The 18951-nt window shown below is 46.5% G+C and carries 20 protein-coding genes and 1 tRNA gene; 13 read left to right on the forward strand and 8 right to left on the reverse strand.

The features are described from left to right. The gene (locus EML15_RS04380; protein ID WP_144274116.1) at nucleotides 1–666 is read left to right on the forward strand and encodes a CE1759 family FMN reductase; all 666 of its coding nucleotides are present in this window, start codon (nucleotides 1–3) and stop codon (nucleotides 664–666) included. Here EML15_RS04380 and EML15_RS04385 read toward each other — a convergent pair. Beyond that, on the reverse strand, nucleotides 636–989 hold the full coding sequence (locus EML15_RS04385; RefSeq protein WP_144273650.1) for a hypothetical protein: 354 nt from the start codon (nucleotides 987–989) through the stop codon (nucleotides 636–638). The two genes, EML15_RS04380 and EML15_RS04385, sit on opposite strands and share 31 nt — an antisense overlap. A gap of 201 nt (nucleotides 990–1190) precedes the next feature. On the opposite strand from EML15_RS04385, the gene EML15_RS04390 reads away from it, so the two are divergent. Beyond that, a complete protein-coding gene (locus tag EML15_RS04390; protein ID WP_144273651.1) occupies nucleotides 1191–1838 on the forward strand; it encodes an HXXEE domain-containing protein in 648 nt (215 codons plus the stop codon). A 280-nt stretch (nucleotides 1839–2118) separates the two neighbouring features. Here EML15_RS04390 and EML15_RS04395 read toward each other — a convergent pair whose 3' ends face one another. The 3 genes from EML15_RS04395 to EML15_RS04405 all read right to left on the reverse strand — a co-directional run bounded on the left by EML15_RS04395 (nucleotide 2119) and on the right by EML15_RS04405 (nucleotide 4089). Beyond that, nucleotides 2119–2406, reverse strand: a complete 288-nt coding sequence (locus EML15_RS04395) for a YfhO family protein (protein WP_144273652.1) — start codon at nucleotides 2404–2406, stop codon at nucleotides 2119–2121. A gap of 208 nt (nucleotides 2407–2614) precedes the next feature. Further along, nucleotides 2615–3346, reverse strand: coding sequence for a hypothetical protein (locus tag EML15_RS04400; protein WP_144273653.1), 732 nt, complete (start codon nucleotides 3344–3346; stop codon nucleotides 2615–2617). Nucleotides 3347–3555: 209 nt separating this feature from the next. Beyond that, nucleotides 3556–4089 (reverse strand): winged helix DNA-binding protein, encoded by a 534-nt coding sequence (locus EML15_RS04405; RefSeq protein WP_144273654.1) that lies wholly within the window; start codon nucleotides 4087–4089, stop codon nucleotides 3556–3558. Nucleotides 4090–4413: 324 nt separating this feature from the next. Here EML15_RS04405 and EML15_RS04410 point away from each other — a divergent pair, with 324 nt between their 5' ends. From EML15_RS04410 to EML15_RS04450, 9 genes are all read left to right on the forward strand, one after another. Then, nucleotides 4414–6519, forward strand: coding sequence for an MMPL family transporter (locus EML15_RS04410; protein ID WP_246858128.1), 2106 nt, complete (start codon nucleotides 4414–4416; stop codon nucleotides 6517–6519). Nucleotides 6520–6967: 448 nt separating this feature from the next. After that, nucleotides 6968–8101 (forward strand): hypothetical protein, encoded by a 1134-nt coding sequence (locus EML15_RS04415; protein WP_144273655.1) that lies wholly within the window; start codon nucleotides 6968–6970, stop codon nucleotides 8099–8101. Between the two features lie 196 nt (nucleotides 8102–8297). Next, nucleotides 8298–8495, forward strand: a complete 198-nt coding sequence (locus tag EML15_RS04420; protein WP_144273656.1) for a hypothetical protein — start codon at nucleotides 8298–8300, stop codon at nucleotides 8493–8495. A gap of 45 nt (nucleotides 8496–8540) precedes the next feature. Continuing rightward, nucleotides 8541–8705 (forward strand): hypothetical protein, encoded by a 165-nt coding sequence (locus tag EML15_RS04425; RefSeq protein WP_168195002.1) that lies wholly within the window; start codon nucleotides 8541–8543, stop codon nucleotides 8703–8705. A 146-nt stretch (nucleotides 8706–8851) separates the two neighbouring features. Beyond that, nucleotides 8852–10486, forward strand: a complete 1635-nt coding sequence (locus tag EML15_RS04430) for an ABC transporter ATP-binding protein (RefSeq protein ID WP_246858129.1) — start codon at nucleotides 8852–8854, stop codon at nucleotides 10484–10486. After that, nucleotides 10483–12444: an ABC transporter ATP-binding protein gene (locus tag EML15_RS04435; protein ID WP_349236854.1), complete on the forward strand. Its 1962-nt coding sequence runs from the start codon at nucleotides 10483–10485 to the stop codon at nucleotides 12442–12444. Before EML15_RS04430 ends, EML15_RS04435 begins: the two co-directional genes overlap by 4 nt. Before the next feature lie 254 nt (nucleotides 12445–12698). After that, on the forward strand, nucleotides 12699–13406 hold the full coding sequence (locus EML15_RS04440) for an ATP-binding cassette domain-containing protein (RefSeq protein WP_144273657.1): 708 nt from the start codon (nucleotides 12699–12701) through the stop codon (nucleotides 13404–13406). Further along, entirely contained in the window at nucleotides 13406–14188 is a 783-nt protein-coding gene (locus EML15_RS04445) for a hypothetical protein (protein ID WP_144273658.1), read from the forward strand. The genes EML15_RS04440 and EML15_RS04445 overlap by 1 nt, the downstream gene beginning before the upstream one ends. A gap of 93 nt (nucleotides 14189–14281) precedes the next feature. Continuing rightward, nucleotides 14282–14887 carry a hypothetical protein gene (locus tag EML15_RS04450; RefSeq protein WP_144273659.1) on the forward strand — a complete coding sequence of 202 codons (606 nt, stop codon included), beginning with the start codon at nucleotides 14282–14284 and terminating at the stop codon, nucleotides 14885–14887. A 15-nt stretch (nucleotides 14888–14902) separates the two neighbouring features. Here EML15_RS04450 and EML15_RS04455 read toward each other — a convergent pair whose 3' ends face one another. Beyond that, nucleotides 14903–15898, reverse strand: coding sequence for an NADP-dependent oxidoreductase (locus tag EML15_RS04455; RefSeq protein WP_144273660.1), 996 nt, complete (start codon nucleotides 15896–15898; stop codon nucleotides 14903–14905). Nucleotides 15899–16002: 104 nt separating this feature from the next. On the opposite strand from EML15_RS04455, the gene EML15_RS04460 reads away from it, so the two are divergent. Next, nucleotides 16003–16338, forward strand: a complete 336-nt coding sequence (locus EML15_RS04460; protein ID WP_144273661.1) for a helix-turn-helix domain-containing protein — start codon at nucleotides 16003–16005, stop codon at nucleotides 16336–16338. 51 nt (nucleotides 16339–16389) lie between these two features. On the opposite strand, the gene EML15_RS04465 is transcribed toward EML15_RS04460, so the two are convergent. From EML15_RS04465 to EML15_RS04475, 3 genes are all read right to left on the reverse strand, one after another. Further along, a tRNA-Lys gene (locus EML15_RS04465) sits at nucleotides 16390–16462 on the reverse strand. Between the two features lie 283 nt (nucleotides 16463–16745). Then, entirely contained in the window at nucleotides 16746–16925 is a 180-nt protein-coding gene (locus tag EML15_RS04470; RefSeq protein ID WP_144273662.1) for a hypothetical protein, read from the reverse strand. A 490-nt stretch (nucleotides 16926–17415) separates the two neighbouring features. Beyond that, nucleotides 17416–18465 carry a histidine kinase gene (locus tag EML15_RS04475; RefSeq protein ID WP_144273663.1) on the reverse strand — a complete coding sequence of 350 codons (1050 nt, stop codon included), beginning with the start codon at nucleotides 18463–18465 and terminating at the stop codon, nucleotides 17416–17418. A gap of 122 nt (nucleotides 18466–18587) precedes the next feature. On the opposite strand from EML15_RS04475, the gene EML15_RS04480 reads away from it, so the two are divergent. Continuing rightward, the gene (locus EML15_RS04480; RefSeq protein ID WP_144273664.1) at nucleotides 18588–18896 is read left to right on the forward strand and encodes a hypothetical protein; all 309 of its coding nucleotides are present in this window, start codon (nucleotides 18588–18590) and stop codon (nucleotides 18894–18896) included. The last annotated feature ends 55 nt before the right edge of the window (nucleotides 18897–18951 follow it).

Below are 18951 nucleotides of genomic sequence, written 5' to 3' on the forward strand. Positions count from 1 at the left end.
ATGAAGAAACTTGTTGTTCTCAGTGCCGGAATAGGTATGCCCTCGACGACACGTATGTTAGCTGACCGTATAGTGCAAGCGGTGGAAGCTGAGGCATCCCACCAAAATGAAAATTTAATAACGCACAGCATCGAAATTCGTGATCTCGCTATGGATCTTGCTGCCATAATGAGTACTGGTATTCCCAGTGATGCGCTCACTGACGAATGGGAACAAATTGCCGACGCTGATGCCATAATTGCAGCGACTCCTGTATTCAGTGCAAGCTACTCAGGATTATTCAAAATGTTTATAGATACCCTGGATACTAACGCGTTGAATGGTGTTCCAGTTATTATCGCTGCTACGGCTGGCACGCCTCGTCATTCTTTAGTCCTTGATTTTGCATTGCGCCCATTGTTTACATTTTTACGAGCAGTGGTGGTTCCAACAGGAATTTTTGCTGCAACACAGGATTTTGGTTCTGATGGTGGATTGGATCAGAGAATACGACGAGCTGCAGTTGAGTTGGTTTCTGAGTTTTTAGGGCGCGACGTGGGAAAATCTAGTCATGGTGATGAAACTCAAGATGAACGGAAAAATATTTATCCTGCTCGGTATAGTGCTACTCGAATAGGGGACAATGTTCCTTCCTTTCAAGAGTTATTGAAAGGGCATGAGGGGTGATTTTCTTCCGAAGTTTCAATTGCTGCTTCCCCTAGTAGCCAGCGCACGAATTCTTCTTGTGCACGCTGTGCACCTCCTGGGTATGTTTCTTCTAATTCTTTAGAGAAAGAGTCGAATATGCTTTTGCTTAGTTTTTCTGCGTGATCTACCGAGATGCCTTTTGCTCGGAGTTCATTGAGCGGAACTGAAAGCTCTACATTAGGATCGCTGTGCATATAGTAAGAGTGTAAATCTTTGCTGTACACGCGGATATGGGTGCCCATGAGGTGTGATTCGAGTACAACATTTCCAAAAATTAACGACGTAAGCCTGCGTTCGTCCATGAGGATCATGGTAGTGCCAGGTGAATGATAGGAATAGTAGGGGAGTTCTGATTGTTTGAGGCAGCGAGAAAGATAGATGGAAAGCGTGCTGCAGTTTATCTAATCGTTATGCTGTTCTCGAATCTATTATTATGAGCAAGTGAGGCTTCTTCTTATGGGGAGGGATCTGTTGCTATTGAAGTTGAAGGGAAAGGTTTACAGATGAAAAAATTTGTCAATAATTGGCAGATTATTTCAATATTTCTGGCAGTACTTACCGGAATTTTAGCGATTGTGGGGCCGTGGGATTTCACCCAACGTATAATTCTTGCTTTAATCGTGTGTTTATTTCTGCACTTCTATGAAGAATTTGGTTTTCCTGGTGGTTTTCCTTACATGGGAGTCAAAGTTCTTCTTGGTAGGGATGAGCAAGATCCGAAAAAATGGGATGCGAATAATCTGAATTCTATTTTCGGTAACTGGGGATTTCTTATTCTCGTGTATTTGCTTCCCCTTTTTCTTCCTGGAATTAGATTCTTGACTCTTGCTGCAGTAATCTTTGCGTTTCTTGAATTGTTTATGCATCTGATTCTTTTTAATGTCAAGCTCAGAACTTTCTATAACCCTGGTTTTGTTACTGCTGTGTTTGGTATGACTCCTATTGCTATTTACTACTTTGTTCATACATCAGGGCAAAATCTTTATCATTGGTATGATTATGTACTCTCATTTATTTGGTGTATTGGGGTTTTCTTTTTCTGTTTCCGATCTCCTCTTTATTGGAAGCTGGGGAAGAAGGAAGGATATCCATTTACGCCACAGTCGGCTTTTGGCTTAGAGCTAAAAAATATAAAGAGTGCGAGCCGATAAAATCCGACTCCTTACCTCACTGTCTATGAGTATGGCTGGTGTTTTTCTGTCTTTTATAGTGACTGAGGTTGGTATTATTCGTGTGGAGTGTGAAGGTTTTAATGTGAAAGTATGTGCATATAGTAAGAGCGTAAATCTTTGCTGTACACGCGGATATGGGTGCCCATGAGCTGTGATTCGAGTACAACATTTCCAAAAATTAACGACGTAAGGCTGCGTTCTTCCATGAGAAGAGCGTAGTTTCTAGGTATGTGGGGATGCTATCGTATGTGGTCTGTCTCTAAGTAAACGCCAGAAAAAGAACAAGTTCAGTAGTAACTAACATTACTGAGAGGAAAATGCAGATTCTTCTACTGAAAGTTTTTCGGAAAAGTATAAAGATTAGTCCTGGAGTTGCTATGGCAATTGATCCGACGTACCAGGAAATATTATTACCTAGTCCATGAATACCACTTTCAATAATGGTGGCGATGATTCCGAAAACTAGAGTTGCTAAACCGGTAAATACCCAGGATTTTGGCTCAAAGAGTTCTTTCCAGAAAACATTATCGTCAATACTTTTCTGCATGTGACTACACCTCCATTAGCAGTGTGTTTCACATGTTAAGCCCACTATTTACTATCTGTCAATAGAATTTCTGCATCTTCTCTGGACTGTTTGGTTTTTATGACTACTAGAAGCCGCTATCATTCTTGGTTTGACTTTCTTTCGTTGAAGAGTAGTCTTGTGTGTATCAAGCCGCAAGGCAAATAGGCTCTGACCCCGCATGGCGGGGTCATCTTTCTATTCGTGGGTCTTCTCGAAGTGCTTGAGGAATCCATTTTTCTTCCAGAATCCATTCGCCTATGTTTGGGTTGATTGCTCTTGCTATTTCAACGCAGCGTCGGTGTGTTTCCCTGAGTTCGTTAAGGTTCTTAATCAGAGGTCGGCGGTGTGTTGCACGGTTACGCATATCTTTTACTTTCATGGCTGCATCTTGAAAAGCTTTCCTGTCCGCTACATTCAAGTGCGGCGCTAGGGCCTGTTCCCAAAGGATTACTCTGGCGTTCTTTTCCTTAGCATGTTTCTTTGGGAGTAAGTGAACCCAAGAGCCAAAAGGTAGACCCGCAACATAATCATCATGAGTAGGGGAACCATTGACGGAGTGAGTGTCTGCGTACTTTACGAGTGGTTTTCCGTTCTTTGGGAACACGATTTCATACAATTCATCTCTGGGATGGAGTATCCATCCAAAAGATTCAGATTCTGCTTGGAGGTTGTTCCAAGCAGAGAATTTTTCATCTATAAAATTACGGAGCAAGACCTCAACTTCACCAGTTGTTCTGTCTACAGATGAAGCTATATATCCATTCCAAACGTATAGATAGGCTGCTAATAGAGAGATTGTGTTGGTGGATTTTTCATGATTCTGTGCTATTGAAATATATGTGTTTCTCCTGCTTGGAGGCAATGCTTCGAGAATAGATTTGGCTCTATCTTCCGTTAGCGGGTGTGTTAGGAATTTCATGGTTTCTCCTTAAAATCTGGTGGCAGGAATAGGAAGTGAAACAATTTTATACTTCTTGTGCTATCTCAGTAACTAACTTGTAAAACTCTTCTTGTGTGCATTGAGTTTGTCTTGAGTATGCTTCATCTGATTGTTTTCAAGTACTGAATGGAATATGTGCTTGTCTAGTTTTGGCGTGTGGTTGAGATTTCTTTCGTGCGACGTATAACTCATAGGAATAGATGAGGAAAGCGACGGGACATCGCTGATGTGAGTTCGGGGTCTGTCAAAAGGCTCACTAATTGTTTGAGGGTATTTTCCGGATACTCTTTTATCGCTGTAGTGAGCGTGCCCTGTAGCTGATTCTCAAAGGCAGTGCGTTGAGCTTGGATTTCGCTCAGGATTTCGCGCCCCTTGGGAGATAAGGCATGGAGTGTTGCTCGTTTATCGTTCGACGGATGGGAAGTTACGGTCAATCCTTTTTTCGCTAAGGTGCTGAGGAGACGGCTTGGGCTACCTGATTCGCAAATAAGATATTGTCCCACTTCTTTGGTGGTTAATGGTCCTTGTGATCCGACTACTTCAATTGCTTCGGCTTGGGAGTTTGTGAGTCCTAGTTCCGAAAAAACCTTATTTAGCTGGCGATTGCCTTGCCGTTGGAGGGCGAGGATGAGGTAACGGAACTCTTCCGGGTGCTTGGCAAGGGATTCTGTGCTGTTTACTGTTGGCAAGGATTCTTGGCTTTCTTGTGTCTGTTGCTTCATTATTTCTGTGATGTTTGGGCGTATCGTGTGCGGGAGCTGTTCGGGGAGGGCGGCTCTTAGCTAAGGGATGATTTGTGTGGCATGTAATCTAATCTACCGTATCTTAGGATCGGTGCCCTAAGTTTCCTGTTTCTCGCTCTATATTCTATATTTCTCTGGTTTTGTGGGGTCTATTGTTGCGAATTTCCCCTTAGTGAGGTTATATATATGACATGACATGCATGGTATGTCATGTATCTGGGAAGAGTATGGCATATGGAAAGGACATCGTGATGCTTCGTCGTAAGAAAAATTCAAGTTCCGAGCCAGAAAGAGGAGAAGGAAATGCTACTGCGCATAGTTGAACGACACCCCAAAAGTATAGTTTTTCTGTGGTTGCTTATATTCCTCGCTGGTGGTCTCGGAGCTTTGCATCTCAATGACACAGTAAAAGCGGGAGGTTTTAATGACCAGCATGGTGCTTCTTTTGAGGGGCAGAAAATAAATCAAAAGGCCTTTGGCGATCCGGAAAATGAACTCAGTGTTGTTGTGTCCAGTAATGAGCCTATTGCTGATCAGACTATAGAGCAGATTGAAACAGCTGCCCACGCCTTACCTAAAGTGGCGAATGTGCGAGATAGTAGGCAACTTCCGAATCTAGGATCTGGTACTGGGAATACTCAAATTATCCAAGTGGGAATTAATGGGGATAATACCGAGTCACAGAACCTGGTTCCTGAATTAAGAAAAGCAGTAACAAAGGCAGTGGAAGGAAAAACTATTGAGGTCAATGTTACTGGTGCCCCGGCTCTGGACTATGACCTGAATATACAGTCACAAAAGGATGCTTTTCATGCAGAGATGATCGCCTTTCCATTACTGATACTTGTACTTCTCTTTATCTATAGATCAGTGGGGCCAACCCTACTTACCCTGGTTGTTGCTGGTGTGTGCTTGGCAACTACCCAAGGTGTTGGAACTATCTTGGGGAGATTTATGGATGTATCGAATATGTACATCACAGGCGCTTCACTTATTGGTCTAGCAGTATCTGTGGACTACTGCCTATTTCTCATTTCTCGATACAAGGAAAACCTGCTGGATGGAAACTCAAATAAAGAGGCATTGAGAGCGGCAATTGGAACAGCCGGTCACACCATTAGATTTGGTGGATTGAGTGTGATTGCTGCTTTATGTTCCCTATTTATTGCGCGAAATATGGTATTTAGTTCCATTGCCTTAGCAGGTATTACTGTTACATTAATTGCTTTACTGGCACTATCGACGTTAGTGCCAGCACTGTTAACTTTGCTGAATAATAATGTTTTCTTTGGGAAGCTCCCTGGGTATCATGCAGAGAAAACAGAGACTACAGGCAATTCCACAATATTAAAAGCTGTGAAGAAACCTATGGCTGTGAGCATGGTAATTATCATTCCCCTGCTTGCTGCCGTTGCCCTTCTGGCAGGGATAAAACTGCAGGTCCCTGTTGCATCTTCAAGTATTTTGCCAGAGGGTGCAGACTCCCGTAAGGGAATTGAAGCGATTGAAAAAGAACTTGATCCCCGAGAACTTTTCCCAACCAGTGTGACAGTTGTATCTCAAAAAGGAGAATCACTAGATGGTTTCAGAACAAAAGTCAATGGAATTATCCACAATCTTGACAATGTGGAGTACAGCAATGGCATTATCTCCTCCAATACGGTAGGTGATCAATCACCATACAAGTTATCTGCTTCTAAAGACGGGATTTCGTATGCTCGTATCTTAATTACATCAACTGGTTTGCCTGATTCCGATGAAGCCCATCGTATGATCGAGGGAATTGTAGATAAAACGGCAGGAGTGCCTGGCATTTATATATCAGGTGCTACAGCACAAGGACGGGACTTTGACCACTTGGTATTGAAGTCTATCCCATGGATAATCATATCGGTCCTGCTCGTAAGTATTGTTCTCTTAGGATGGGCTTTTAAGTCTTGGAGACTTCCAATTATAGCTGTAGCACTCAATTCCCTTGTTGTTTCTGCCGCCATGGGAATGCTTTCTGGTGTATGGAGAATTGCTACAGGAAACTCCATCAATAGTGTCACGCCAATTGTGATATTCGCTATTGTTTTTGGATTGAGCATGGATTATATGGTGCTGATGGCGTCGCGTATGAAAGAGATTTTTACTCACGAGGCGACGCATATTCAAGCAATTTCTGAGGGAGTAAATAAAACATCACGGCTGGTTATCTCGGCGTCTGTGATTATGATTGGTGTTTTTCTGTCGTTTATGGTGGCTGAGATCAGCATTGTTCGTGAGTTGGGTTTGGGTCTAGCGATTGCGGTTAGCCTTGACGCTTTGATTGTACGTCCTCTTTTATTGCCGGCGATTCTTGCTTTGCTGGGTACCAAAGTGTGGGGACGTTCGGCTAAGAATTTCTCCGTGGAGGCATTGGGTTAAGGACACCTAAATCCTGTGGTGTGAGCGTGTGACATTAAAGGGAACCATCGGGGGTTAGTGTGTCATAAACGTACAGGGTGGAGTAGTTTACTTTGCGACGGGGTCTGAATACTGCTCCGCGGCTACTCGAAAAGTACTCGAAACTACTCGAAAATTTTTCGAGTAGATGTGTGGGCTATTTTCCTCTGACAGACACGCATACGTTATAAAAGTCACTTCCGAAGAATAATCTTGGTGAAAGTACCTGAATTTCTAAAATTCGATGTAGCACGATTAGATGAAGAACTGTCAGGAGTTGATGACGCATGACTAGCAAACTCCAGTACAGGCTCCTTATAATGCTAGGTGTGAGGGGAAGTGGCGCTGAATTGTGACTTAGCGCAAGTGCTGAATATGCTGAATAATTAAAACAACTTCTATGTGCTATGGCGGTAGGGGGATTTTTCCCATGATGTTGTTGAAAAATAGAACCCCAGAGTTCTTAATAGGGGCAAATGTATTAGCAGATGCGTTTGCGACGGCATTTTTTAGCGCTGGTATTGGGTATGTGATTGTTGAAGTGGGAATCATTAATTTTTCCCAAGCAATGAACGCTATTGGATTAGGTCTACTAGCAGGGTCTTTTTCTTCTTTAATCCTTGGTCGGGTAGCAGACCAAGTAGGAACTAGAAAATTGCTATCCATTGTGCAAGTTCTTCAGATAAGTACCTATCTCATATTTGGGTATTCTACTTCTCAGAGCACCTTAATTATTTCGATAGTTACCATCTTTTTCCTGGGGCGATTAGTCTCGCCGCTGCGTGGTGCTCTCCCGCCGCGTTTTATGGATAGAGCTACCATCATTGTGTATAAAACGCGACTGAGAACTTTGACTTTGATAACAATCTTATGTGCAGATGGGGCAGTATCTGCTGTGACTATTATGAATTGGCGGATAAAAGTCTTTGCGGTAGCTATCGGGATGGGGTGCTATCTTTTGTGTCTTTTGAGTACGACGGCATTGTCTTGGTGTTCTGAACTGCCACGTCAGCGTACTCCTCAGTGGTTTGGTGTTAGAACCGATGCGGTTTTGGCTAGGTCGGAATGGGGAATGTGGGTCTATTTATTGTTCACCTTTAGTGTTGTTGCTATCGGTGTGGCTCTGATTCCTTTTGTGGTGGCGCACGCAGGTAAGCAGGTGTCTTGGTTGCTATTAGCGTCGTCAGTGATTGGTATAGTGATCAACTTTGCTGTGCATCGCGGGATTCTTAAGAATGGACAATTAGATAGGGGGTTGGATCGACGATTAAGAAATTCTCTGATCCTTGTGGTGAGTATTCTTCTGGCTAGTATGGCGATAGCTTTGCTGATGGTGTTGCATTTGGCGCAGGCAGTGTTGGTCTTTGTTTTGCTCATGCTTGTTGTGTTTGTGTTGGCTCATTGTGGGCAGACTTTAGCCACGGTTGTTGCATGGGATATTCAATATAGTGCTGGGAATGAGAAGGACAGAGCGTATATTGTTGCACTTTTTTCTCTTACATCGTCGTTAGGTGCTGGAGCTGCGCAATTCTTGGCTTCGTACCTGTTTCATACTATCCACTAATTTTATGAGTACCACTCAGTGCTGACTTTGCTGCCAGCAATGGAAATGGAACCTGTGTACTAGATTGCGGGTTAGTTTATGTTCCACATAATTTCCACTGGTTCCGTAGGTATCTTTGTGTTTTTCTAAGCGTCGCTTGCTATAAATCACTCAGTAACTCTTGCGCGTGTAGATTTTCTGTATTTTAATATATTTTATGGAACTAAATGAGCAACAATCGGTGTTTCCAGTGGTTCTGCTGGTATTGGGTTTTGCGTTAGCTATTGTGGCGATCGTGACTGTCCCATCGCTTTTTAGTCATGATTCCGCTACTGCGTGGTCGGTATTCGTTGGGTCGCTTATTGCCTCTCTGGGATCTTTATTTATTGCTAGAAAATCTATCCGTATTAAATAGTTTTCTGGAAAACTTAATCCTGACCAACTGAAAGGATGGATAGTAATGCGAAAAGTTCCTTTTTATGCACTGCTAATGGCATGGATTGCTCTTTTCCTGTCGGTAGCTATCTATTTTTGGCTGGGCGACGGCGCGCCGATGATTTTTATGACTGCGATGGTGGCACTGAGTGTTAGTGGCGCCTATGTCATTAGTCATAAAAATGCTTAATCAGTGTGAAAGCTGGGCTACCCCACAGCAACCCAGCTTTTCATAATCAATCCAATCTTCAGTGCCCCACCCCACCAAAACCCAACTTTCCTCTCGCATAACAGCCTTTCCTACCCCATAACAACTCTGTGGGATAATAACCAACGATGAAACATAACGCGTGGCAGCGCCGTGAGTCGTCGGGTGTATCTTCCGCGATGGGTCACGGCAAGAAAAACCTGGGCACCACATCTAGCGGCCCTTTTACCTCATTCATCGTCACCCCGCGCCCGTTACCTAGCCCTTATGAATCTCGCTGGTTGGCGCGTATTGCATTTTCCCAGCGCCCCTGGAGCATTATTGCTTCGGTGTGTGTGCTCATTGGTTTCTTATGCAATGCAACGGTGCCGGTTATCGTTGGGCGTGCGATCGACCAAGCCATCGCCACCTCGGAATTAACACCCCTCATCCGCTGGATTGTGGCACTCCTGTTGGTGTTTACCTGCAACGCCACAGCCATGTTCCTGGGGCGTTTTCTGTTGGAGCGTTCCACCCTTAACCTGAATCATCAGTTGCGCATGGCGGTGACGGATCGGATTCAAGACCCGCGCGGTATGGAACCGCAGCGTTCCGCAGGTACCTTATTATCTATTGCTAGTACGGATACAACGCGTGTGGCTCAGGTACTGATGCTCACTGTTTTCCCCGTGGCGGAAATTGGTTCTTTGTTGTACACCAGCATGATGATTCTCCTTATTTATCCGCCGCTGGGTGTGGCCGTGTTGCTTGCCGGCCCGATGGTGGTGATGATTGCTTTGCGCGCGGCGCGTCCTTTGCGTGCGCGTTCGGGTGCGAAGCAGCGGGCATTAGCAAAGGCCGCTGCAATGGCAACGGATGTGGTGCAGGGTTTGCGTGTCCTTAAAGGTTTGGGTGCCGTGGGCACGGTTCAGCGTCGGTATCGCGGAGTATCTGATGATGCGTATTCTGCGACGATCCATGCCGACGCCGCCCAGGCAGGCCTCAACATCACCACCGAGTTCACGGGTGCGGTGTATGTGGCGTTGGTGGGAATGTTCGCTGGTTGGTTGGGGTTGCGCGGTCATATCTCTATCGGGGAGTTGATCACGGTGGTTGGTTTAACCCAGTTCATCATCACTCCCATGACTATGCTGGGGAAAAACATTTCCTCCCGCTTGGCTGTGGCGAGTGCCTCTGCTGAACGCGTGGTGAGTGTGCTCACGGCACAGCCTCAGTACGATGAACCCGCAACCCTCGACCATGCCCGTCGCATACAGCAGCAATTACCTGCTGGTGTGACTGTTATTCATCCGGACACTGCACCAGAGTATGTGCAATTGCTGGATAATCTGCCGAAGTCCATTGCCGTGGTGGTTCCGCATGAGGCTGATCTGTTTGACGGCACCGTCGCTGATAATGTCCACCCGAACCCAGAGGTAGCGCAGCGTGCATTGGCGGCGGCGAGCTGCTCCGATATTCCCGGCGGTGCGTCGAAGCGTGTGGGGGAGGGCGGCAGGATGCTTTCTGGTGGGCAGCGTCAGCGTGTTGCGTTAGCGCGTGCCTTGGCTGCCGATCCGCCGATTTTGATGCTTCAAGACCCCACATCGGCGGTGGATTCTATGACAGAGGTGCGCATTGTGGAGGGGGTGGTGAATGCTCGCCGGGGTAAAACCACCATTGTGGTGTCCCAAGCACCGGCATGGAGGGCACAGCAACAGGAGCAATCGCAGGAACAACAATGCCTGACAGGGCACCGCACTGACGAGCGGAGGGCACAACAGTGACACAGCACGCGCCACAACACAGTGCGCACCATGCAGCACAACATAGTGTGCACCGCACGCCACAACATACCGAGCAGCATCAGGCGTTCCCGCTGGCAACCTGGTCGCAGGCGCGTCGGGAAGTTATGCGCCAAGTGCGTTCCGTACCAGGTGCACGCCTGAAAGCATTGTGCGCCATTATCCTTCTGTGCGTAGGATCCGGCTGCACCGTGATGATGCCTCGCTTGTTGGGGCAAGTTGTGGACGTGGTGCGTGATGGTTCCGGGAACCTGGGGCTTCTCGCTGGGCTTATGGCGGCAATTGCCCTGGTTGGTGCGATAAGTCAGGGGAGTGGCTTCTATCTTCTGGCGGTCATCTGTGAACGCGTGATCGCCAACCTCCGCAGCACGATGGTGGGCACCGCCCTGGGATTGCCCCTGCATAACGTCGAAGATGCGGGTACTGGGGATTTGGTCAGCCGCTCTACCGACGATGTTGCCGAAGTCTCTGCTGCTATCTCCGAAACCCTACCTGTGCTGACCACCAGCACATTCACTATCGCAGCGACGGCGGTAGCGCTGACTTCCCTGGACCCTCGCTTGCTGGCGGTAGCGCTTGTTACCTTGCCGGTGTATTGGTGGGCGGCGCGTCGTTATCTGAAGGTCGCGCCGGGGCGCTATGCGCAGGAACGCGCATGGATGGCTACGCGGGCGCGTCGGGTGTTGGAGTCGATTCATGGGCGGGCGACGGTGCGCGCATTCCGTATGGAGCAGGAGGTACATGCGCGCATTGGGGAGGCATCCGAGGCTGTGGTGACGCAGGGGATGCGGGCACGTATGAGCATGATGGTGCTATCCCTATGGATTACTGTTGCAGAGTTTATCCTGGTGGCGGGTGTGCTGAGTGTTGGTTTTCTGTTGGTGCGCGCAGGCGCGGTGAGCGTGGGGACGGTGACGGCCGCGGCGTTGATGATGATTCGCATTCGCGGTCCGATCATGATGTTGATGCGTGTGCTGGATACTATCCAGTCTGGGTATGCCTCCTTGGCGAGGATTGTGGGGGTGGTGGTGGATCCACCGCAGCCGGTGCCGGATTATGGTGCCCCTGCTGCGCGTGGGTTGATTCAGCTGCGTGATGTGGAGTTTTCCTATCCTGGTGGTGTTGCTGGTGGCGCTGAGCCGGGTGACGGTGCTGATCTGAGTGACGGTGCTGAGCCGGGTGGCGTCGCTGACGATGGCGCTGAGCTAGGCGCTGATCCGAGTGACGCGGAACCTACTGGCGGTGCTGCTGGCGGGCAGGCCGCGGTGCATGGCGTATCTTTTGAGATTCAACCGGGGCAGACTGTGGCGCTGGTGGGGGCGTCCGGCGCAGGGAAATCCACAATCGCAGCGCTACTGATGGGCTTGCGTGTGCCCAGTGGAGGCCAGGTGTTGCTGGATGGCGTGCCCGTGTCCGCGCTGTCTGACGCCGAGCGTGCCACCCGAGTAGCAATGGTGAACCAAGAAGCCCACACTTTCTCCGGCTCGCTGCGCGAAGATGTGGCAATCGCCTGCGAAAATGCCACTGACCAGCAGGTGTGGGAAGCCTTGGATGCGGTTGGGGCTGGTGATTGGGCGCGCGGGTTGGAGTGTGGTCTGGATACGGAAGTGGGGGCTATGGGGGTTCGGGTGGATCCTGTGCGGGGGCAACAGATTGCATTGGCGCGGGTGCTGTTGATGGATCCTGCTGTGGTGGTGATGGATGAGGCTACTGCGGAGGCCGGTTCGGCGCTGGCGGGGGAGTTGGAATTGGCTGCTCAGCGGGTGCTAGAGGGACGTAGTGCGTTGGTGGTAGCCCACCGACTAGACCAAGCTGTTCAGTCTGACCGTATTATAGTGATGGATTCCGGGCAAATTATCGAATCTGGTACCCATCGGCAGCTCCTGAGTGCCAAAGGTGAGTATGCGCGCCTGTGGGAGGCGTGGTCAAGGGGGAGGTGAGTGAAGAGAAATGTATTTATCTGTGGACGAATAACAGGGCATACCGTAGTCTGAAGTATGAATCCACAGCGGGGGGGGGGGGCAATCCTTCCGTGATTTGATGATGATTTGATCTTGGTTTGATTATGGCGATCGTATCGGCACAGTGAGGGATTGTGGTGCCAATCTTTGCTGAATTTCTCCATGTCAAGGGTCATTATCATCGTGATTATCGTGGGCAATAGATGCTGTATTTAGTGCGCAGGAGGGAATGAATGATTACCTTTGATCATGTCAGCAAGTCTTTTAAGGGTAGAGAAGTATTGTCTGATGTATCTTTTGAGGTTCCAGAAGGTTCAATCACGAGTCTGATTGGTCCGAATGGTTCTGGAAAATCAACCTCATTGAGGATATTGCTGCAATTGGAGACTGCAGATAGTGGCGCAGCTCGTTTTGGTGATTTGGATTATTCCCATTACACGCAACACGCTCGTGTAGGAGTTTCCTTGGACACTATGGTGCATCATCCATCTCGTCGGGCGATTGACCAAATGTTATGGATTGCTGCGGCTATGGGGCTAACGAAGAAAGAGTGCTATGAAAAATTAGATTTTGTTGGTCTTGGTGATGCACGACGACGTAGGGTCAAGGAGTTTTCTCTTGGGATGAAGCAACGTCTGAGAATTGCGTGTGCTTTGCTGGGGGATCCCAAAGTGCTGATTTTGGATGAGCCAGTTAATGGTTTGGATCCTGAGGGGATTCGTTGGTTACGGGAATTTCTTACTGACTATTGCGGACAAGGTAATACGGTTCTTATTACTAGCCACCTCATGAATGAACTAGAGCAACTAGCGACGACCTTTATCTTCTTGAATCGTGGTCATATTGTCGAACAAGTTGATAGAGATACATTGCGAGGAAAATATCAATCACTAGAGCAGGCTTATTTTTCTCTCACGTCTTCTTCTAAAGGAGATTTGTGATGAATCAAATTGTTTCTGAGCTGCGTCGATTTTGGTCGATGCGTGAGGTATATATTGCTTTTGTTCCTACAGTCGTGCTGTCACTTGTTTTTTCTGTGATGAACGTCAGTGTCATCAATGCAGTGGTAACTGGTGATCTTGAATCTCAGAACCTAGATCCTTCTTTGGCGGATAAACCAATTACTGACTTACTGAGTGAAGGCTACTTAGGACCGGTGTATCAAAGTGCTGTGATATTTATACCGATTACTGTGGCAGTGCTTTTTCATCGTGAGTATTCTTATGGTGATCATGAGCAAATACTTTTATTTCCCCGAGGATTATTCGCTCGGAGAATAGGGACAATGATTACTCATTGTGTGTGGTCGCTTGTGGTTTCCGTCTTAAGTGCCGTATGTAATTATTGTGTTTTGCTCGTATTATTGCATGCTGATGCACGGGCAGAATTATCTATTCTTACAGCTGCTGGTGTGTGTCTTCGAGTATGGGTCTTTGCGATATTATTTTCTCTCATGGCGCTTTTGGTTGGCGCTCTTTCGCAAAAGCTTTTTGCTAGTGTCGTCGCTCTTTTGCTTGTTTTCTTTATTTCACTCAGCGGAGTGCTCAATGTTGTCAGTCCGTTTCTTCATAATTGCTTACCGTTAATCGGAGGAAAGAGTTTTGTGTTCCTCAAAGCATCTGAAGGTCCGTATAGCATAGCGGGGAGTTTAGGGTTGCTGTGCGCCTGGATTGTGGTTTGTGCTGGTATCTATTTGGCTCTTGCGGTAGGAAAGAGGCGATAACTTGTGTTCGCAATGCGTAGTTGCATAAGAAGATGTCTGTCCTTGCCCTCTGTTCAGATTGCTGTGTTGTTTCCCATTGTTTGCGTTTTAGGGATGAGGATTTTATCCCTTTTAGGTGCGGAGATTAATGGTCAGGCACTAGATGGTGGTAGTGCAAATGTTTTTGTGGTGTTGGGTTATGTGGTGGTTTTAGCTAGTTGTTGGGTGGCAGCTACCAGTAGTAATCAGTTTGACGGTGAGTTTGGGCAGTTGTTGTCGAGACGGCCAGGCGTCGTAAAGCATGATTCTGTGGTGATTCTGTGTGTCCTTTTGGGGATGTTGTGGTATGTGGTTGGTTTGATGAGCTTTCTGGTATGTAATCCGGCTGTTCCTTCGTATATGAGTGTTGGTTCTTATGCGCTCATTGGTTGTGAAGTGATTACACTGTCGGCGGTTGGTTGCTGTATCGGTTTGTTATTTCAGAATCCTGCGGTTAGCGTTACGGTTCCTGTTTTGTATTTTATTTTGGTATCTCCGGCTGTGCATCGGTTATTTCCTTGGGCGGATTCTTTGGGCATAGCTGAGCGCATTCATGACATCTCTCTAGGTGAAAGCACTTTTATGTGGTTTTTATGGGATATGACGATTTCTGTGTTGCTGTGTGCTCTGTTATTGATCATCCGACGATTGGTGAGTCATAATCGGAAACGAATGGGCTAAAGCCTATGCACAATGTCATTGCCGCACTGCAACAATTTTTCCTGAGCTGCTACGTTTGGCACTAAGCTGTGCGATTGCCTGAGGAAGGTCGTCGAAAGCGAAAATTTCACCTACAACCGGGCGGATGGAACCATCGTTAAGCGCTGGGGTGAATTGCTCTAGTTGGTGACCGCTGGCATGCATGAATAGGAATTTGTAGGTCACGTTGTGTTGTTTGGCGGCTTTACGCTGCTTGCGGCTGAGGAAACTCATGACCGGTTTCAAGAGTGGTTTACCAAGTTGTGCGGCAAATTCCGCATCAGGAGCTGCGACGACGCTCAGCAATGTGCCACCCGCCTTAAGGGTGTGCATTGCGCGCAATGTTTCTTCGCCGCCGAGTGTATCGAGTACGACATCGAAATCTTGGACATAATCCTCATATCGCTGCGTGCGATAGTCAACCACAATATCGGCGCCCAAATCATGTGCGAGCTCGACATCTTTGGTGCTCACTGTGGTGGCTACAGTTGCGCCAAGATATTTGGCGACTTGTACCGCAATGGAGCCTAGGCCGCCAGCGCCGCCTTGGATAAATACTTTTGATCCTGCACTGATCTGTGTTTTCTCCGTGAATGCCTGAATCGCAGTGAGTAATACCAAAGGAATCGAGGCAGCTTGTTCCCAGGACAGCTGCGATGGTTTCGGTGCAATATCTGCCACATCGACATTGACAAATTCGGCAAATGCCCCGAGGGTGAGGATATCTGGGCGGGCAAAAACCTCATCGCCTACTTTCCAATTGCTGACGCCACTGCCAACTTTTGTGATAATGCCAGAAAACTCATTTCCCATGATCATCGGTAGTTTGTATGGGAATAGTTGCTTAAATTGTCCCTGCTGGATCATGTTATCCAAGGGGTTAATGCCTACTGCTTTTATTTCTACAGTTACTTGATGAGTGTCTGGTTCGGGTATGGGGGATTCGAGCCACTCGAATGGTTTGTTATATGCGGTCAGTGCTAGTGCTTTCATGTTTTCTCCTTTATTTTTGATGGTTGGGAGGTTGCGCATTATGCGACAACAGTTCAATAGACTATGCTAGGTTTATAAAATAAACTTAGCTAGGGTGGAGAAAATTGTCAAAAGGAAATCATGAAAATCCGTCGCTAACCCAATGTCCCATAGCGCGCACAGTGGCAATTATTGGCGAAAAGTGGAGTTTGCTTATTCTGCGTGACCTTGCGCGCGGGATGAACAAGTTTAGTGAGATACAGCAAAGCCTTGGGTGTCCTAAAAATTTACTCTCGACGAGACTCAAGACGTTTGAGCGGGCAGGAATAATTGCTCGCAATGAATATCGGGAAGCGGGTGCAAGGGCACGGCAAGCGTATTACCTCACAGAATCGGGAAAAGCATTGATCCCTGTGCTGCTCGCATTACAGGATTGGGGTGAAGAGTATCTTTTACCGTAATCTACGGATATAAAAAACTCTCTAGCTAAATAAAAAGCTAAAGAGGTTTTGTGGGCCCTCCGGGACTCGAACCCGGGACCTGCGGATTAAAAGTCCGTAGCTCTACCAACTGAGCTAAAGGCCCTGTGATGTATTAAATCACCGAGACTAATTTACCAACTAATGTCCTTTTTGTGAAATCCCCACCTTATTGCTGTTTTGGGAAGGTGTTGACGGTGTTTTAGTGGGCGAAAAAATGATTATGTGTTGGATATTTTCGTGGTGAGTATTGTTATTGAAAATATGAAAAGGCGTATCACATCAAGTTTTTGATATGATGTGATACGCCTTTTGATGCGTGCCGCATTGATGCGTGCGCTTAATGCAAGATAATGCTGGCTATGTCTACCTCTGTTGGTCAGAGGTATTTATTGCTTTATTGTGCCACCCATTTGCTCACGCAAAAATGATTGTATCTCTTTGTCGTTATCAATATCCTTTGTTGTGGACTTTGGCATTGGTGCTGCGTCGGTATCGACGCATTGTGAGAAGATCTGGCTCCATCGGTTGGAGAGCTTCTTATTGTTGATACCAAATGTGATTGACATGAGCGTTCAGCTCCTTTCCCTAATGGATCGGGAACTGTCCTAGGAACAGTTCAATTAGTTAATGTGTAATTAACCTTACATCACAAAAACATTGGTGCAAACCCATGATTGGAAAAATCTCCACATTTTCTCTTTTTGTCTGGGTAAAAATGCGCATCTAGCTTGTGGTTTGCTTAATGAAAATTTTTTAGAAAAATTTTATTCCTTCTTATGATTTTCGTTGTTTTTCTGGGATACTGATCCAGTATGACCTAAAAATTAACAAAAGTTAAACAACTCTAAATCTTTTCTTGAAGGTTATTTGCTTGACTGAATCTGAGAACTGGATCTGAGAAATAGTGTTCTTTGTAGTAGAGGTTTTGGGTTTGGTGGGATGAGTGGGATATCTCTTGTGGATCAGATTAGGGTGGACAGGTTTTTGATGTCTAAAACATATGGAGTCCATTCCTTACGGAGTGGACTCCACTGAGCTTTTTGTTTGAGGAATTGATTAATTATTTATTGAAAGGCATATATGAGTATGTGCTTTTTCTCCATCTATTCTAAAACTGAAGATTCCGTCGTGTGCCGCTATTTTTTCTTGTAAATTTTTCAGCCCTATGCCATTGCCTTTTCCTTGTTGTATGGGACCAATAGATAAGATATCTAGCTCAAAGGACTTGTTATATGTAGCTCGTATATAAACTTTTGCATTAAGTTGATGTTTTGCGGCGTTAGTGAGTGTTTCGCTGAGTGCTTTATACATGATGGTTGAAGGTGGAAGATGATTATCCAGCTCAGCGTCAATATCCATACCGCTGCTGCGGAATCTATCAATTACAGTGGCAAGACTGGTTTGGGTGGCGTCGGAATGCAAACTGGAGATAAAGGTACGTACCTCTTCAATTCCTTCTCCGGCTATTTGTTGAATGGTTTGTAGTGCCTGTTGAGCCTGATCTGGGGCGTATATTCCAGCTGATGCTTGCATACGAATCACAGCGAGAGAATGGGCAAGAGTGTCATGTACTTCAGCAGCGATACGTGTACGTTCTTCTGCTCGAACTTGCACTTGTTTTTCTCGTTCACGCTTGCCCCACAGCAACACGAGAAGAATGACTGACCAGTGTGCCACTAGCATTGACGCAATATCTTGTGGGCGCTCAAGATAGGTAAGACCATAACCAAAGTCATATTCTTTAATTCGCCACATCAGCGGTGAAATGATAGATCCTGCCCCGGCAAAGAGGCATCCCAATGCAGCACTATGGGTATGTGATGAGCGGGCAAGTTTATAAAGAGCCCAAGGGACAAGGACTATATATAGGGTGATGCCTGTATTGTTAGGCAACGCGTGAATAAAAGCTAATTGCCATGCGCATACACTGCCAAGAATAAGGAATGCCCCAAGGACGAGATATTTTCTTGTCTCTAGTAATCCTGTTGCTATGCACAGCAATATGGCGAGTATGAGATCTGTAATGCTCAACCATGATGGTTGCAATGCCTGAATTAGGTAGAGGATTGCGTAGAGCATACTAAAAATTAATGGGATAAAGCGCATGGGATCCTATGTTGGTAAGAAAAATTTGCGAGTTTTGCGAGGTTTTCAGACAAAACATCATTTATGGAACAGATACGAATGCAAGGGCGTGTACCTGATTTTTGCTTGATAGGCTAGTAGATATGTTTGCGTTATACACTCTCCCGGGTATTGCTGCTGCATTGATAATAGGAACAGTATTATTATGTGCCAATAAAATCCTGATAAGTAAAGAAATCAGCGCGCGTTCCATAAGTAGGTATGTGTTCCTTGCTGTTGGCATTGGAATCTGGTTACTGTGGACATTACTTAACTCTCTTCCTGGCACGACACCTGCCTGGGGTTATGTTCCGGTTACTTGGGGTTTCTTTCTTGTGTGGTTATTGCTGTCTTTTGCTATTCGTTCTCGTTCTGATGCCAGATCAGCAGCTCAAGACGTAGATACAAACTAACTGTTTTTTCTTCATTCATGACTCGATCATGCCAGGTTTGTTGTATTCATTCCTC

Origin of the sequence: Corynebacterium sp. sy017 (genome assembly GCF_017918135.1) — a bacterium.
Classification (GTDB): Bacteria; Actinomycetota; Actinomycetes; order Mycobacteriales; family Mycobacteriaceae; genus Corynebacterium.

Coding starts and splice junctions, on each gene's coding strand:
- EML15_RS04415 (WP_144273655.1), top strand. CDS start 6,968: ATGATGTTGTTGAAAAATAGAACCCCAGAGTTCTTAATAGGGGCAAAT.
- EML15_RS04445 (WP_144273658.1), top strand. CDS start 13,406: ATGAATCAAATTGTTTCTGAGCTGCGTCGATTTTGGTCGATGCGTGAG.
- EML15_RS04455 (WP_144273660.1), bottom strand. CDS start 15,898: ATGAAAGCACTAGCACTGACCGCATATAACAAACCATTCGAGTGGCTC.
- EML15_RS04430 (WP_246858129.1), top strand. CDS start 8,852: ATGAAACATAACGCGTGGCAGCGCCGTGAGTCGTCGGGTGTATCTTCC.
- EML15_RS04380 (WP_144274116.1), top strand. CDS start 1: ATGAAGAAACTTGTTGTTCTCAGTGCCGGAATAGGTATGCCCTCGACG.
- EML15_RS04385 (WP_144273650.1), bottom strand. CDS start 989: ATGGACGAACGCAGGCTTACGTCGTTAATTTTTGGAAATGTTGTACTC.
- EML15_RS04480 (WP_144273664.1), top strand. CDS start 18,588: ATGTTTGCGTTATACACTCTCCCGGGTATTGCTGCTGCATTGATAATA.
- EML15_RS04475 (WP_144273663.1), bottom strand. CDS start 18,465: ATGCGCTTTATCCCATTAATTTTTAGTATGCTCTACGCAATCCTCTAC.
- EML15_RS04395 (WP_144273652.1), bottom strand. CDS start 2,406: ATGCAGAAAAGTATTGACGATAATGTTTTCTGGAAAGAACTCTTTGAG.
- EML15_RS04420 (WP_144273656.1), top strand. CDS start 8,298: ATGGAACTAAATGAGCAACAATCGGTGTTTCCAGTGGTTCTGCTGGTA.
- EML15_RS04425 (WP_168195002.1), top strand. CDS start 8,541: ATGCGAAAAGTTCCTTTTTATGCACTGCTAATGGCATGGATTGCTCTT.
- EML15_RS04405 (WP_144273654.1), bottom strand. CDS start 4,089: ATGAAGCAACAGACACAAGAAAGCCAAGAATCCTTGCCAACAGTAAAC.
- EML15_RS04400 (WP_144273653.1), bottom strand. CDS start 3,346: ATGAAATTCCTAACACACCCGCTAACGGAAGATAGAGCCAAATCTATT.
- EML15_RS04390 (WP_144273651.1), top strand. CDS start 1,191: ATGAAAAAATTTGTCAATAATTGGCAGATTATTTCAATATTTCTGGCA.
- EML15_RS04450 (WP_144273659.1), top strand. CDS start 14,282: ATGAGGATTTTATCCCTTTTAGGTGCGGAGATTAATGGTCAGGCACTA.
- EML15_RS04410 (WP_246858128.1), top strand. CDS start 4,414: ATGCTACTGCGCATAGTTGAACGACACCCCAAAAGTATAGTTTTTCTG.
- EML15_RS04470 (WP_144273662.1), bottom strand. CDS start 16,925: ATGTCAATCACATTTGGTATCAACAATAAGAAGCTCTCCAACCGATGG.
- EML15_RS04440 (WP_144273657.1), top strand. CDS start 12,699: ATGATTACCTTTGATCATGTCAGCAAGTCTTTTAAGGGTAGAGAAGTA.